Consider the following 16,372-nt stretch of genomic DNA (forward strand, 5'->3'; position numbering starts at 1 on the left):
GCGTTATTACTTCTTGAGAGAATATGAATAATCAGCTAAAAAAGTTTTTTATAAATGTCAAAAATATGCAACAATAAGCAGGTTTTTTACTGGATTTACAAGATATAACAAGGTTTTTTAATGAAAACAACAGCAGAAATTAGACAGGCTTTTTTGGATTTTTTCCATAGCAAAGGACATCAAATTGTAGATAGCAGCTCTCTTGTACCGGAAAATGATCCAACGTTACTTTTTACTAATGCGGGAATGAATCAATTTAAGGATGTTTTTCTTGGATTGGATACCCGTTCTTATACGAGAGCAACTACAGCACAGCGTTGTGTACGTGCAGGCGGTAAACATAATGACTTAGAAAATGTCGGTTATACCGCTCGTCATCATACTTTTTTCGAAATGCTTGGTAATTTTAGTTTTGGAGATTATTTCAAACAAGATGCTATTAAATTTGCTTGGGAATTTTTAACTTCACCAGAATGGCTCGGATTACCAGAAGAAAAACTATATGTTACTGTTTATGAAACTGATGATGAGGCCTATGGTATTTGGCATAAAGGAGTTGGTGTGCCGGAAAATCATATTATTCGCATTGGTGATAATAAAGGTGCCCCTTATGCTTCTGATAACTTTTGGGCGATGGGTGATACAGGACCTTGCGGTCCTTGCACTGAAATTTTTTACGATCATGGTGAGCATGTGTGGGGCGGTTTACCAGGTAGTGAGGAAGAAGATGGTGATCGTTATATTGAGGTTTGGAATATTGTATTTATGCAATTCAATCGATTGGCTGACGGCACGATGGAAAAATTACCAAAACCTTCCGTTGATACGGGGATGGGGTTAGAACGCATTAGTGCGGTAATACAGCATGTAAATTCAAACTATGATATTGATATTTTCCAAAAATTAATTGCTAAGGTTGCAGAACTGACAGGGGAAAAAGATTTAACTAACAAATCGTTGCGTGTTATAGCTGATCATATTCGTTCTTGTGCCTATTTAATTGTAGATGGTGTTATTCCTTCTAATGAAGGACGTGGATATGTTTTACGTCGCATTATCCGTCGTGCGGTTCGTCACGGACATTTATTAGGTGCTAAAGACACTTTCTTTTATAAGCTCGTACCGGTTTTGATCGATGTTATGGCTACAGCCGGTAAAGATGTAAAAGCGAAGCAAGCCAATGTAGAGAAACTGCTACGATTAGAGGAAGAGCAATTTGCTCGTACTTTAGAGCGTGGTTTAGCCTTGTTAGATGAGGCTTTAATTAACGTAAAAGATGGTGTGTTATCCGGTGAAGTAGCATTTAAATTATATGATACTTACGGTTTTCCATTAGATTTAACTGCCGATGTTTGCCGTGAGCGTAATATTCGTATTGATGAGGAAGGCTTCGAGCGTGAAATGGAAGTGCAACGCTTGCGTGCACAGGCGGCAAGCCGATTTGGTGTAGATTACAATAATGTTATTCGTGTAGAAGGGACAACTACTTTTGAAGGTTATACTGAGGCTGAAACTCAGGCAAAAGTTACCGCACTTTTCTATGAAGGCAAATCCGTTGAGAGTATTAGTGCAGGGCAAAGTGCGGTTGTTATTTTAGATGATACACCGTTTTATGCTGAGTCCGGCGGACAAATAGGTGATAGAGGTTGCCTGATTGCGACAAATATGCGGTTTGACGTGAAAGATACGCAAAAATATGGGCAAGTTTTTGGTCATATCGGTACGTTAATTCAAGGCACATTAAACGTTGGTCAAACAATCAATGCTGTTGTTGATACGGAACATCGTATAAAAACTTCATTAAATCATAGTGCTACGCATTTATTACATGCGGCTTTACGTCAAGTATTAGGTTCTCATGTTGCACAAAAAGGCTCTCTCGTATCAGATACAATATTACGTTTTGACTTTGCTCAACCTGAAGCGATTAGCCAAGAACAATTGTTTGAAATTGAATGCCTCGTAAATCAGCATATTCGAGCTAATCATTTGGTAGTAACCGAAGTTATGCCTATTGATGAAGCGAAAGCTAAGGGGGCTATGGCATTATTTGGTGAAAAATATGGTGATGTAGTGCGTGTTGTGAAAATGGGCGAGTTTTCTATTGAGCTTTGTGGCGGTATTCATGTAAAACGTACGGGTGAAATTGGTCTATTTAAGATTGTTTCCGGATCTGCTATTGCGGCCGGAGTTCGACGTGTTGAGGCTGTCACTGGAGAGGGAGCAATCAATTGGCTGCAACAACAGCAGGTACTATTGATGCAAAGTGCGGATCTTTTGAAGTCTGATGCAAATTCATTAGTCGAAAAAATTCAGCAATTACAAGATAAAGCGAAGAAAACAGAAAAAGAGTTGCAAGCACTAAAAGAAAAATCTGCGATGAAGGCGGGTTCCGATATTGCTAAAAGTGCGGTAGAAATTAATGGTGTTTCTGTTATTGTTCAACAGCTTGAAAATATGGATGTAAAATCTTTACGTGTTATTGTCGATGATTTGAAAAATCAGTTGGGATCAGCGGTAATTGCTTTTGTTACGAAGAACGAAGATAAGGTTAATCTAGTTGTTGGCGTGACAACGGATTTAACCTCTAAAGTTAAAGCAGGCGAATTAGTTAATTTAATGGCACAGCAAGTGGGTGGTAAAGGTGGCGGACGTCCTGATATGGCAATGGCGGGTGGATCACAGCCGGAAAATATCTCCAAGGCGTTAACAGTTTGTAACGAATGGTTACATAAAAATTTATAAAGTAAAAATTTTGTGTTGTGGCTCACATTTTTGAATATTATTCATCTCTTTGTGGGAATAAATAACGTACAATGTAAGTCGGATAACACTTCATTATTATCATGCTTTATTATTATAACGCTTTGTTATTTAAGGATTTTAAGCAAGATAGAGATCTTATAAATTCAACTGAAATGAGAGGGTTATATGCTGATATTGACCAGAAAAGTTGGCGAGAGCTTACTCATTGGCGACGATATTTCTATCACAATATTAAATATACGTGGCAATCAAGTAAAAATCGGTGTTGAAGCACCGAAAGAGGTTTCTGTTCATAGAGAAGAAATTTATCATCGTATTAGAGATGTTAAAGATGAACAGCAGTTGTAATTGGCTTTTTGAACGATAAGATATGGAGAAATTATGAGTAAACTAACTTGTTTTAAAGCATATGATATTCGAGGTCGTTTGGGTGATGAATTGAACGTGGATATTGTATATCGTATTGGTCGTGCATTTGGACAATTTTTAAAACCCAAAACGATTGTTGTCGGTGGTGATGTTCGTTTAACAAGTAAAGAATTAAAAAGTGCTGTAACAAATGGTCTTTTGGACTCAGGTGTTAATGTTATTGATTTGGGAGAGACGGGCACTGAAGAGGTCTATTTTGCGACTTCATTCTTAAAAGCTGATGGTGGTATTGAAGTAACAGCCAGTCATAATCCTATGGATTACAATGGATTGAAACTTGTACGTGAAGGTTCGCGTCCGATTAGTGCAGATACAGGTCTTGCAGATATTCAACGTCTTGCGGAAGAAAATAATTTTGCTCCAGTTTCCCAACGTGGGGAGTATAAACAACTTTCAGTATTAGGGCATTATATTGAGCATCTCTTATCTTACATTAATTTGGAAAATTTAAAGCCAATGAAATTGGTGATTAATTCAGGCAATGGTGCAGCAGGTCATGTTATTGATGCTATTGAAGCACAATTCCGAGCTAAGCATGTGCCTGTTGAATTTGTGAAAGTTCACAATAATCCGGATGGTACTTTCCCGAATGGAATTCCTAATCCGATTTTGCATGAAAACCGTCAAGATACGATTGATGCCGTGTTAGAGCATAAAGCTGATATGGGGATTGCTTTTGATGGCGACTTTGACCGCTGTTTCCTATTTGATGAAGAGGGCGGTTTTATTGAAGGTTATTATATTGTGGGATTATTGGCACAAGCATTTTTACAGAAAAATAAAGGGGCTAAGATAATTTATGATCCACGCTTAATTTGGAATACGATTAAGTTAGTTGAAGATAATGGCGGCGAAGCGGTTATGTCTAAATCTGGACATTCTTTCATCAAAGAAAAAATGCGTACTGTTGATGCTATCTATGGGGGTGAAATGAGTGCACACCATTATTTCCGTGATTTTTTCTATTGTGATAGCGGAATGATTCCTTGGTTGCTTGTTATGGAGTTAGTGTCAACCACAGGTAAATCACTAGGTGAGTTAGTGGGGAATAGTCTTGAAACCTATCCATCACCGGGTGAAATTAACAGTAAGTTAGTTGATGCGAAGTCTGCAATAGAGCGTGTGCGTGTTGCTTATGAAAAAGAGGCAGTCAGTGTAGATGAAACTGATGGTATCAGCATTGAGTATCCAAATTGGCGTTTTAATTTACGCAGTTCAAATACGGAGCCGGTTGTTCGTTTGAATTTAGAAACACGAGGCGATAAACAATTGATGACAGAAAAAACAGAAGAAATTCTCGCTTTATTGCGTCAATAAATTAAACTTAAGTGAGGCCACACTTTGTTTCCGCAAAGTGCGGTTATTTATGGCTCTAATTAAGGAAATTAAAATGAAAGTAATTATTCCTGTTGCCGGCTTAGGAACGCGTATGTTGCCGGCAACTAAAGCAATTCCCAAGGAAATGTTAACGTTGGTTGACAAACCGTTAATTCAGTATGTCGTTAATGAATGTGTTAATGCAGGGATTAAAGAGATTGTGCTGGTAACGCATTCTTCCAAAAATGCCATAGAAAATCATTTTGATACATCTTTTGAGTTAGAAACTATGTTGGAACAGCGTGTTAAACGCCAGCTTTTAGATGAAGTTCGTTCTATTTGTCCGACAGGCGTTACTATTATGCATGTTCGTCAAGGGAATGCTAAGGGACTAGGGCATGCTGTACTTTGCGGGCGAGCAATTGTTGGCAAGGAAGCTTTTGCCGTTGTTTTACCTGATGTATTACTTGCTGAATTTGATAGTAATCAAAAAACAGAAAATCTTGCTGCAATGCTGAAGCGTTTTAAAGAAACGGGAAATAGTCAGATAATGGTTTCACCTGTACCTGATAAAGATATTAGTAGTTATGGTATTGTTGATTGTGGCGGTGTTACTTTAAATGTTGGTGAGAGTGTTAAAATCTCAAATATTATTGAGAAACCCTCATTTGAGGACGCACCTTCCAATTTGTCTGTTGTTGGGCGTTATGTTTTTTCAGCGACAATTTGGGATCTATTGGAAAAAACGCCAGTTGGTGTCGGTAATGAAATCCAATTGACTGATGCTATCGGTATGCTAATTGAAAAAGAAATTGTTGAAGCATTTCATATGACCGGCAAGGCTTTTGATTGTGGAGATAAAATAGGATATATGCAAGCCTTTGTGGAATATGGTTTACAACACCCTCAATTAGGGGAGAATTTTAAAACCTATTTGAAACAACTGGTGCAGGACTTGTAGAAATTCGTTATGGCTAAACTTTGTCGGTTCTTTAATATAAAATTTTATTAAGGGACCGATTTTTTGTGATTAAAAACAGCTATCAATTCATTTACTTTAATTCTTTTGTGAGATGATTTGCTAATAGAACGCTGAACTTTTAAGCGTTTAATTTTTGCGTCTTTGTAGATCTCTCTAGTAAATTTGGTATCGTGGTTAGAGATTAAGACCGGTACACCGTGGTTTAGTGCGGTATCTTTTGCCAGTTGAGCTAAATTTTGTTGATGAGATAAAGAAAATTCATTGCCTGAGTAGCTGGTAAAGTTTGAGTTTTGTTTCAATGGTGCATAAGGCGGATCACAATAAATAACAGAATCATTATTGATCATTGAAAATGCTTGTTGGAAATCAGCACAAATAAACACCGCTCTTTGTGCTTTTTGGGCAAAATAACGTAGTTCAGACTCCGGAAAATAATGTGTTTTATAACTACCGAATGGAACATTAAATTCATTTTTAGCATTATATCTGCATAATCCGTTGAAACCATATCTATTTAAGTACAAAAACAAAACCGCACGTTCAAAAATATTTTGCGATAAATTAAATTCAGCTCTGCGATGGTAATAATAATTAGCGGTATTAGCTTGATCATGGAAAAATATTGGTTTGCATGCCGCAATATAATGTTCAACATCTTGCTTTACAATATTAAATAAATGGATCAAGTCCGGATTAATATCTACGAGAATATAGTGTTCAAAATGAGTATTTAAGAATACAGAACCAGCACCGACGAAAGGCTCAATAAGGCAAGTTTTATTTTTAGGTAAAAGTTTGTTAATTTCCTCTGTTAAGCGAAACTTACCGCCTGCCCATTTTAAAAATGGGCGATATTTCACTAAATTAGAAGAAGTTCCTTTGTTGGACATGAAAGATTAACTTTTTTTTGAACAGGTACGAATTGCATCAAGCACGTATTCTTTGTCCGTATCTGTTGCAACGTAGGCTTGACCAAGTGATTTTAGTAAGACTAGGCGTAATTTTCCAGCAAGAACCTTTTTATCACGCATCATATGTGGTAGATAATCTTCAGCTTTCATTGTATCAGGCGAGGCTGTAGGTAAATCTGCTTGAGTTAAAAGTTTCTCCAGTCTCGTTACATCGTTAAGTGATAAATCACCTAATTTATTAGACAAGACCGCAGCTATCATCATTCCGGTTGCGACTGCTTCTCCATGTAACCAATTTCCATATCCAAGGTGAGTTTCGATAGCATGCCCGAAAGTATGACCTAAATTTAATAACGCACGCTCTCCTTTTTCAGTTTCATCACGAGTAACCACATCTGCTTTAATTTGACAACAGCGAGCAATGCACTGCTGTAAATATTGTTGTTCTAAAGCAACTAAATTAGTTATATGTTTTTCTAGCCATGTAAAAAATTCATCATCTAAAATAGCACCATATTTAATGACTTCAGCTAAACCTGCGTGAATTTCCCTTTTAGGTAAAGTAGTTAGCGTTAGCGTATCAATAATAACGGCACAAGGTTGATAAAAAGCACCGATCATGTTTTTTCCTAATTTGTGATTGACAGCCGTTTTTCCCCCAACGGAAGAATCTACTTGAGCAAGTAAAGTGGTTGGAATTTGAATAAAACGGACACCACGTTGATAGCTTGCCGCTGCATATCCGGCAATATCACCGATCACACCGCCACCCAGTGCAATAATAGAGGTATCTCGTCCATGATTAGCTTTTAAAAGTGCGGTAAAAATTAAGTCTAGAGATTCTAAAGTTTTGTATTGTTCACCTTCTGGGAGTTGCACATTCTCTACCGAGCAACCAATTTTTTCTAAGGTGTCTGTTATAGAGGATAAATAATACTGTGCAACTGTAGGGTTAGTTACAATCATCACCTTATCGCCTTTTTTTAGCGGATAAACTTGTGGTTCGGATAATAACCCCATTCCGATATGGATAGGATAACTACGTTCCCTTAGTTCTACATTTACACACAGCATTTTATACCTCAAAATGTAATTAGATTTTAAGATTATCAATTAAATCAATGATTTGATTCGCCATTAATTTGGCACTTTGCTCGTCTGTCGGCAAAATAATATCAGCCACTTCTTCATATAAAGGGTTGCGGACTTTGGCTAAATCTTCTAATACTTGGCGAGGATCTTCAACATTTTGTAGTAATGGACGTTTTTTATCACGTTGAGTACGTTGGAATTGTTTTTCAACGGTCGTTTCTAAATAAATAACGGTGCCACGAGCAGATAAATAATTACGATTATCTTTTGATACGATTGCACCACCACCGGTAGAAAGCACAATGCCTTGTTTTTGAGTTAGTTCATTGATGATACGTTCTTCGCGTTTACGAAAACCTTCTTCCCCCTCAACGTCAAAAATCCAGCTAATATCTGCACCTGCACGTTGTTCAATTTCGGCATCAGTATCAATAAATTCCATGCCTAAAATTTGTGCTAATTGACGACCGATTGTACTTTTTCCAGCCCCCATAGGACCCACTAAAAAAATATTACGTTTTTCTGCCATTTGTACTTCTTCTTTACAAATAAAATTAAAAAATTGATCTTATAAAAAACAAACGACCTAAAATAAAGAGGTCGTAAAAGATCGCCCAAAAATAATGGAGATTATCTCAATAAATGCCCCCTTTTTTCAACCTAAAAGGGGATTTATTTTAAGATTTCATTAAGTGCGGTTTATTTTAATACTATTTTAATGGTTTTATTATTTCATTAGGTTGTTCTGAACGAATGATCCTTGGGGTAACAAAAATGACTAATTCACGTTTTTGGTGTCTTTCACTTTCACGGCTGAACAGTCTTTTTAATATAGGTATGTCTCCTAACAGCGGTACTTTATCTACTCCTTTTGTGATTGTATCGTGAAATACGCCACCCAACACAATCGTTTCCCCATCTTGTGCAAAAACTTGAGTATTAATTTCTTGTTTATCAATAGATACCATTTCATTTTGCCCATAAGTAATACGACTTCCAGGGGAGTTTTGGCTTACAATGAGATCCAGTAAAATAGTATTGTCTTTAGAAATGTGTGGCGTTACTTCTAATCCTAAAACTGCTTCTCTAAACTCTACTTTCTGTTCATCAGATTTCTTGCCGGTAATAACATAAGGAATTTCAGTTCCTTGTTTAATACTTGCACTTTGCTTATTCGTTGTAAGTAAACGAGGGCTTGCAATAATTTCTACATTATTTTCTCGTTCAAGTGCGGTAAGTTCTAAGTCTAAAAGTCGATCATTAATTTTGGCAATTTGTAAAGCAATAGAACCTGCAGGTGTTGCGGTAGTAGCAAAATTGACGTTAAGTTGTTCCGTTAAATGCTGAAATCCGTTTGCTGCTAGATTGCCTGAAAGATGATGAGCGTTATTTGTAGGCTCAAAAATTCCCCAACGAACCCCCAATTCTTTTAAATTTTCATCGCTAATTGTTACAATTCTCGCTTCAATTGCAATTTGTTCAATAGGTTGATCCATTTCTTTGATTAATTTTTTTAAGGCATTGAGAGTTTCCTGATTATCCTGAATTAAGAGCAAGTTACTTCGTTCATCAAAACTAAAAGTTCCATTTGATGAAAGCCATGAACCTTGACCTGTAGTCAGTGATTTCATTACATCAGCCGCTTTAGCATAATGTAATTTGATCGAAGTCGTCGTTAAATTTGGCTCATTAGTCGATTTTGACAAATTTTCCTTTGTATCTAATTGTATATTTGTCTCTTTTTTTATGCTTCTTTGTCTTTTATCAAAGGGATCTCTAGCAGATAATTCCACACTTACTGTGAATAAGAACAAAAAGAAATATAAGAAATTTTTAATTAACATAGGTATTCTCCATGACTAAAGTTGTAAAGAAATATCGGCTTGAATGGAAAAATCTTCATTTTCACTATGAGAAATTTGCAACGAAACTAAATTGAGTGGAACTTGAGGTAAAAGTGCGGTTAAAAATTGAGATAAATCGGAAAAATAGCCTTTAACGTGAAAAGTTAAAATAGGTTGATTTCCCATTTGCCAATGAGATTGTTCAAATAATAATTTTCCATTATTTAACAATTGTAATTTTTGATTAATTTGTGCAAGAGGTTTATTAAACTCAATATTATTTTGTTGATAGCGTTCCTTTAAGCTGGTTAATATTTGTTGCCTGTGAACAAGTCGAGCATTTTTTTCGTCAATTTCAACTTGAAGTTTGTGTGCAATTTCTTGTTGCTGAATATAATTGAGCGAGGGATAAATTGAGCTTATCAAAATTATTAAGAAAAAAATTAAAATTTGTTTTAGTGAAGATAAATTTACCCATTTTACTAACAAATTATCAGAATGCTGTAACTTCATGATCTATTCCTTATGTTGAGTTAAACTTAATTCAAATTCAAATATGACTGATCTTCTCTGATCAATTTGTTTTTCTTTAAAGGTCAACAGTTTTACATTTGAAAACAAATTTTGTTGTTTCAAGAATTTTTGTAGCTGTTCAACTTCATTATTTTTCTCCGTTTCACCTTGCAAAATTAATTTTTCAAAATCTAAGGACAGCTCGTTTAATTCCCCACTTTGTAACGGAAGTTTAGAAATTGTTGTTAATATTGATAAAAATTGTTCATTCGGTAATTTTTTTAAGTTTTTTGATTTACCGCCATAATTTCTTTGTAATGTAGAAATGTTCTGTTTTATTTTTGCAAGTTTATTGTCAATTTGTTGTATTTGCTCTCTTTTTTTATCTATTTCGGTGTCAATTTTTTGAGTTAAATAAAGTATAAAAGTTACACCAGCAAGACAGATAATGAGGCTGGCAAGTGATTTATAAATAAACGATTTTATTTTTTGTCGATAAATTTCTTGTCGCCAAGGTAATAAATTAATTTCAATATTACGCATTTATTATTCCTTTAATTCCGTTATTTGATAGAGTTCATGTCTTCCCCAAAGAGCATTTCCTAAAGCAATAAAAGGCAATTCGGTATTAATGATGTTCCATTTATGAGTGATATTTTGTTGTTCATTTTTTTCACAATAGCACCAAACGTGTTGAGGTTGGCAGTTAAAACGTTGGCAGAATTCTTGATAAAGTGCGGTAATATTTTTGTCATTTTTTTGTAGAACGATTGTTTGTTGTCCGATTTCTTGTATTGCTATACAGCCGTTACGATCCTGATATAAATATAATGTTTCCATCTTTTCTTTTTGGGGGTGAAAATAATGGAATGCTCGTAGTAGGCTATTACTTAAGCAATCTAATGTATTAATTTTTATAGGGAAAAAACGATGCACATAATTTTGAGCTGTTTGTTTTCTAACAACGTAGATAGCCAGTTTTGCACCTTGTGTTAATTCTTTATATTGGTAGTCGTACCAAATATCATCGAAATCTGTCGGCAATTCATTTTCTATGATTAAGTTACATTGTTGTTGGCATTCTTGCTCATTTAACTTTTGCGTCAATATGATTGTTTTTACCCAGACGTGCTGATTGGGTAAACAGGCTATCCATGTGCAGATATTCTTTGCGAATTGTGGTGTCAAATCAGATAGTTTAAGAGGGGGATTATCGTTTTTAGTTAAAAAGTGCGGTTGTTTTTGTTCATCAAACCAGAGGAATTGCCATTGTTCATCTTGTCTATGAATACCAATTTGTAAAATATTTGCTGTTTTTTTGTTAGGTCTCATTTCATATTCTCTTTAATAAAATTTATATTTTAAAACTTAGCTTTATTAGCTAAATCCTTTATACTTACCTCATTGATTATCGATATATTTTTTTCAAATACATTAAATAAGAGAGAATTTTACGATGAGGATCGCAAAATTAATATTTAGTACCTTACTAACGTTGATTATTTTAGGGTGTGTTGTAGTCGGTATTTTTTACATTCAGATAAAGAAAGATTTGCCCAGTGTTGATGGTTTAAAAACAGTTGAGTTACAGCAACCCATGCAAATTTATACTGCTGATGGAAAATTGATTGGTGAAGTAGGGGAGCAGCGGCGTATTCCGGTTAAATTGCAGGATATTCCACAAAAATTAATTGAGGCTGTATTGGCCACGGAAGATAATCGTTTTTATGAACATCATGGATTAGATCCTATTGGTATTGCTCGAGCTATTAGTGTAGCTATCAGCAAAGGAAATGCTTCTCAGGGAGCAAGCACGATCACTCAGCAATTAGCACGCAATTTTTTCTTAACACCGGAAAAAAATCTTGTCCGTAAAATTAAAGAGGCAATTTTAGCCATTGAAATTGAGCATGTTTTAACTAAGGATGAAATTTTAGAGCTTTACCTAAATAAAATTTATTTCGGTTACCGTGCTTATGGCGTTGCGGCAGCGGCAAAAACCTATTTCGGTAAAGAATTATCGCAGTTAACTTTATCTGAAATGGCTGTCATTGCCGGATTGCCTAAAGCACCTTCAACAATGAATCCAATCAGTTCATTAAAACGTGCACAGGATAGACGTAATGTTGTATTGGGGCGTATGCTTGAGACGAACTATATTTCTAAAGCTGAATATGATGTGGCGATAAGCGAACCTATTGTTGCCTCTTATCATGGAACACAGTTAGAATTTCGAGCTGATTATGTGAGTGAAATGGTCCGTCAAGAAATGGTAAGACGCTTTGGCGAAGAACAGGCTTATACGAAAGGATATAAGGTATTCACAACAATTTTATCCAAAGATCAGGCACAAGCACAGAAGGCTTTACGTGAGAACCTTATTGCTTATGACATACGACATGGTTATCGTGGTGCGGTCACTTTATGGAAGAAAAATGAAAAGGCTTGGGAAACAGAGGCGATTGTAGCACATCTAAAATCTTTACCAAATTCCAATCCATTTATTCCTGCTGCTGTTCTGTCCATAAGTAAAATGGGCGCTAACTTGTTGTTAGCGGATGGTAAGAATATTACTTTATCTAACAATGCGATGCGTTGGGCGGGTAAAAAAATGCCTAAAGAGGGCGATCAAATTTGGGTAAGACAACAGAATAAAGAATGGGTTTTAGGGCAAATTCCGGAAGCTAATTCTGCATTAGTTTCTCTTAATAGTGATAATGGTGCTATTGAAGCGTTAGTTGGCGGTTTTAGTTTTGAGCAAAGTAAATTTAATCGTGCTACACAATCCTTGGTGCAAGTTGGCTCATCCATTAAACCTTTCATTTACGCTGCTGCCTTGGAGAAAGGATTAACTTTATCAAGTGTTTTATTGGATTCGGAAATTGTTATTCAAAAACCGGGGCAAGAACCTTGGACACCTAAAAATTCACCAAATCGATATGATGGTCCAACTCGATTACGTGTAGGATTAGGATTATCAAAAAATATGATCGCTATTCGTGCGATCCAAATGGCAGGTGTTGATTTCAGTGCCGAGTTTTTGCAACGTTTTGGTTTTAAGTCGGAGAATATTTTTGCCAGTGAAGCGATGGCATTAGGTGCAGCCTCTTTTACTCCGTTGGAGATGGCAAGGGCTTACGCAGTATTTGATAATGGCGGTTTTTTAGTTGATCCGTATTTAATTGAAAAAATTCAAGATAATATGGGGAATGATGTATTTATTGCTAACCCTAAAATAGCTTGTATCACTTGTCATGATATTCCGGTAATTTATGGAGAAACAGAGAAATTAGACGGATTTAAAGAGAATACATCTATATCGGATAATGCCAATGCCTTAGATTTAGGGGGGGAGGAAGTCAGTGAAATTACTGATATACCCGAATTAAATACGGTTAATAAAAAATTAGATGAAAGTGCGGTTCTCTTTATGGCTGAGGCGAAGACGGAGCATTCGACGGAACAATATGCACCTCGTGTGATCAGTGGTGAATTGGCTTTTCTTATTCGTAGTGCATTAACCAGTGCGGTCTTTGGTGAAGAAGGACTTGATTGGAAAGGAACCAGTTGGCGAATGGCAGAACACTTCAAGCGTCGTGATATTGGCGGAAAAACGGGTACAACCAATAATTCTAAGGTTGCATGGTATGCGGGATTTGGTGCAAATCTAGCCACTGTGGTATATGTCGGATTTGATGATAATAAAAGGAGTTTAGGGAGAGGAGAAACAGGCTCGGCAACAGCTATGCCTGCATGGATTTCCTATATGAAATTCAGTTTAAACGATATTCCGGAAAGAAAACTTGCCTTACCGCCAAATATAGTGGAAAAAAATATTGATGTTAGATCCGGTTTATTGGCAGAAACGGGAGAAGGGAAAATAGAATATTTTATTAGAGGTACGGAACCTAAAAGAACATTCGTTCAACAAGGACGTGGTTACTACCTTCCTTCTGAAACGGATCTGCCAAGTGCGGAACCGGAAGAAATTTTCTAAAACAAACCGCACTTTGTAAAAGTGCGGTCTATCTTTCATTATTTTATAAGGCTAAGTTTATGCTAAGTTATCGTCACAGTTTTCACGCAGGTAATCATGCTGACGTGTTGAAACATATTGTTTTAATGTTGATTATTGAAAATTTAAAATTAAAAGAAAAAGGATTTTATTATTTAGATACACACTCTGGTGTCGGGCGTTATCGTTTATTCGGTGATGAAGCGGAAAAAACAGCGGAATATCGAGAGGGGATTGCTCGACTTTGGGCAAAAGAGGATTTACCCGAGGCAATTCAACGTTATATTTCTTTAATTAAAAAGCTGAATTACGGTGGTAAAGAATTACGTTATTATGCAGGTTCGCCCCTGATTGCCGCACAACTTTTACGCTCACAAGATCGTGCATTGTTAACGGAGTTACATCCGGCAGATTATCCTTTGTTACGCAATGAATTTAAGGAAATCAATAACATTAGTACAAAGCGGGATAATGGTTTTCAGCAGTTGAAAGCGACTTTACCGCCTAAAGAACGTCGAGGTTTGATCTTAATTGATCCACCTTATGAACTAAAAGAAGATTATGATCTTGTGGTAAAAGCAATTGAAGAGGGATATAAACGTTTTGCAACTGGTATTTACGCCCTTTGGTATCCTGTTGTATTACGACAACAAACTAAACGAATCATCAAGGGCTTGGAAAATAGCGACATTCGTAAAATTTTGCAGATTGAATTAGCGGTACGTCCGGACTCCGAACAACGAGGAATGACTGCAAGTGGCATGATTGTGATTAATCCGCCATGGACATTAGAAGATCAAATGAAAAAAATCTTGCCTTATTTGACCCGCACTTTAGTACCAGAAGGAACCGGTAATTGGTCTGTAAAATGGATTACGCCGGAATAGAAAATACCAATCAAATTAATTTATTCAGGCAGTTGGTTTTTTTGGCAAATTTTTAGCAGAATACATAAACTTAAATATAGGAGAGAAAAATGACTAAACATTATGATTATATTGCTATTGGTGGTGGTAGTGGCGGTATTGCTTCAATTAACCGTGCTGCAAGTTATGGTAAAAAATGTGCAATTATTGAAGCAAAATATTTGGGCGGTACTTGTGTGAATGTCGGGTGTGTGCCGAAAAAAGTCATGTTTTATGGTGCACAAGTTGCTGAAGCTATTGCAAAATATGCACCTGATTATGGTTTTGATGTTACGTTAAATCATTTTGATTTTGCCAAATTGGTTGAAAGTCGTCAGGCTTATATCGATCGTATTCATACTTCGTACAACAATGTGCTTGCAAAGAATAATGTTGATGTATTAAATGGATTTGCTAAATTTTTTGATGCAAAAACCATTGAAGTGAGTTATGCAAACGGCGAAAAAGAGCTGGTTACAGCGGATCATATTTTAATTGCTACCGGAGGACGTCCGAGTCGTCCGACAATTCCAGGAGCAGAATATGGTATTGATTCTGATGGTTTTTTTGCGTTGACCGAATTACCAAAACGCATTGCGGTAGTTGGTGCGGGTTACATTGCCGTTGAATTGGCGGGCGTTGTTAATAGTTTAGGTGCGGAAACTCATTTATTTGTTCGTCGGCAAACGCCAATTCGTAGCTTTGATCCGCTGATTATTGAAACTCTTGTCGAAGTAATGAAACAAGATGGTATTCAATTACATACGCAAGCTATTCCACAAGAAATTATCAAAAATGCGGATAATTCTCTAACAATTAAATTAGAAGATGGGAGAACGCAGGACGTAGATTGTTTAATTTGGGCAATCGGTCGGGAACCTGCCACTGATGTGATTAATTTGGCTTCAACAGGTGTAGAAACTAACGAACGTGGATTTATCAAGGTAGATAAATATCAAAATACGAATGTTGAAGGTATTTATGCCGTCGGTGATATTATTGAGGGAGGAATTGAATTAACGCCGGTTGCGGTTGCGGCAGGTCGTCGCTTATCTGAGCGTTTATTTAATAATAAACCGGATGAGCATTTAGATTACCATCTTGTTCCGACGGTAGTATTTAGTCATCCAACGATAGGAACTGTTGGTTTGACTGAGCCTAAAGCTATTGAACAATACGGTGCGGAAGCAGTGAAAGTTTATACATCTTCTTTTACACCAATGTATAGTGCGGTGACTTCACACCGTCAGCCTTGCCGTATGAAGCTGGTTTGTGTTGGTAAAGAAGAAAAAATTGTCGGTTTACACGCTATAGGTTTTGGTGTCGATGAGATGATTCAAGGTTTTGCCGTAGCGATTAAAATGGGGGCAACTAAAGCGGACTTTGATAATACTGTCGCTATTCACCCGACAGGCTCGGAAGAATTTGTCACTATGCGTTGATAAAAGTGCGGTATTAATTAATGAAAAAAGGATTGTTCTCTACCTTAGAGGTCAATCCTTTTAATAGCGTATCTTGATTTAGAAAGATATTCTCGACCTTTCAAATGATTAGACATAAAAAAAATAACTGTTATACTGATCAACGAGTGGAGAATT

14 protein-coding genes are annotated in these 16,372 nt (G+C 36.3%); 7 read left to right on the forward strand and 7 right to left on the reverse strand.

Translation table 11 applies throughout. The annotated features are described in order from the left end of the window. Positions 1-120 precede the first annotated feature (120 nt). From alaS to galU, 4 genes are all read left to right on the forward strand, one after another. Positions 121-2,745, forward strand: a complete 2,625-nt coding sequence (alaS, locus tag HSM_RS05485) for an alanine--tRNA ligase (RefSeq protein WP_012340248.1) — start codon at positions 121-123, stop codon at positions 2,743-2,745. 186 nt (positions 2,746-2,931) lie between these two features. Next, positions 2,932-3,114 carry a carbon storage regulator CsrA gene (gene csrA, locus HSM_RS05490; protein WP_012340249.1) on the forward strand — a complete coding sequence of 61 codons (183 nt, stop codon included), beginning with the start codon at positions 2,932-2,934 and terminating at the stop codon, positions 3,112-3,114. A 33-nt stretch (positions 3,115-3,147) separates the two neighbouring features. Then, on the forward strand, positions 3,148-4,512 hold the full coding sequence (locus HSM_RS05495; protein WP_012340250.1) for a phosphohexomutase domain-containing protein: 1,365 nt from the start codon (positions 3,148-3,150) through the stop codon (positions 4,510-4,512). A gap of 73 nt (positions 4,513-4,585) precedes the next feature. Continuing rightward, positions 4,586-5,473, forward strand: coding sequence for a UTP--glucose-1-phosphate uridylyltransferase GalU (gene galU / locus HSM_RS05500; protein WP_012340251.1), 888 nt, complete (start codon positions 4,586-4,588; stop codon positions 5,471-5,473). A 47-nt stretch (positions 5,474-5,520) separates the two neighbouring features. On the opposite strand, the gene HSM_RS05505 is transcribed toward galU, so the two are convergent. From HSM_RS05505 to HSM_RS05535, 7 genes are all read right to left on the reverse strand, one after another. Further along, positions 5,521-6,384 (reverse strand): Dam family site-specific DNA-(adenine-N6)-methyltransferase, encoded by an 864-nt coding sequence (locus HSM_RS05505; protein ID WP_012340252.1) that lies wholly within the window; start codon positions 6,382-6,384, stop codon positions 5,521-5,523. Positions 6,385-6,390: 6 nt separating this feature from the next. Next, positions 6,391-7,479, reverse strand: a complete 1,089-nt coding sequence (aroB, locus tag HSM_RS05510; protein ID WP_012340253.1) for a 3-dehydroquinate synthase — start codon at positions 7,477-7,479, stop codon at positions 6,391-6,393. 19 nt (positions 7,480-7,498) lie between these two features. Beyond that, the gene (gene aroK, locus HSM_RS05515) at positions 7,499-8,026 is read right to left on the reverse strand and encodes a shikimate kinase AroK (protein WP_012340254.1); all 528 of its coding nucleotides are present in this window, start codon (positions 8,024-8,026) and stop codon (positions 7,499-7,501) included. A gap of 181 nt (positions 8,027-8,207) precedes the next feature. After that, entirely contained in the window at positions 8,208-9,341 is a 1,134-nt protein-coding gene (gene pilQ / locus HSM_RS05520) for a type IV pilus secretin PilQ (RefSeq protein WP_012340255.1), read from the reverse strand. 15 nt (positions 9,342-9,356) lie between these two features. Beyond that, complete coding sequence (locus HSM_RS05525) at positions 9,357-9,854, reverse strand: hypothetical protein (protein WP_011609266.1); 498 nt, start codon at positions 9,852-9,854, stop codon at positions 9,357-9,359. A gap of 3 nt (positions 9,855-9,857) precedes the next feature. Continuing rightward, a complete protein-coding gene (locus tag HSM_RS05530; protein ID WP_012340256.1) occupies positions 9,858-10,397 on the reverse strand; it encodes a PilN domain-containing protein in 540 nt (179 codons plus the stop codon). A gap of 3 nt (positions 10,398-10,400) precedes the next feature. Further along, positions 10,401-11,186, reverse strand: a complete 786-nt coding sequence (locus HSM_RS05535; RefSeq protein ID WP_012340257.1) for a hypothetical protein — start codon at positions 11,184-11,186, stop codon at positions 10,401-10,403. Between the two features lie 124 nt (positions 11,187-11,310). Here HSM_RS05535 and HSM_RS05540 point away from each other — a divergent pair, with 124 nt between their 5' ends. The 3 genes from HSM_RS05540 to gorA all read left to right on the forward strand — a co-directional run bounded on the left by HSM_RS05540 (position 11,311) and on the right by gorA (position 16,216). Next, positions 11,311-13,851, forward strand: coding sequence for a penicillin-binding protein 1A (locus HSM_RS05540; protein ID WP_012340258.1), 2,541 nt, complete (start codon positions 11,311-11,313; stop codon positions 13,849-13,851). A gap of 59 nt (positions 13,852-13,910) precedes the next feature. Further along, on the forward strand, positions 13,911-14,756 hold the full coding sequence (locus HSM_RS05545) for a 23S rRNA (adenine(2030)-N(6))-methyltransferase RlmJ (RefSeq protein ID WP_012340259.1): 846 nt from the start codon (positions 13,911-13,913) through the stop codon (positions 14,754-14,756). Between the two features lie 89 nt (positions 14,757-14,845). Then, entirely contained in the window at positions 14,846-16,216 is a 1,371-nt protein-coding gene (gene gorA / locus HSM_RS05550) for a glutathione-disulfide reductase (protein ID WP_012340260.1), read from the forward strand. The last annotated feature ends 156 nt before the right edge of the window (positions 16,217-16,372 follow it).

Source organism: Histophilus somni 2336, from assembly GCF_000019405.1.
Classification (GTDB): domain Bacteria; phylum Pseudomonadota; class Gammaproteobacteria; order Enterobacterales; family Pasteurellaceae; genus Histophilus; species Histophilus somni.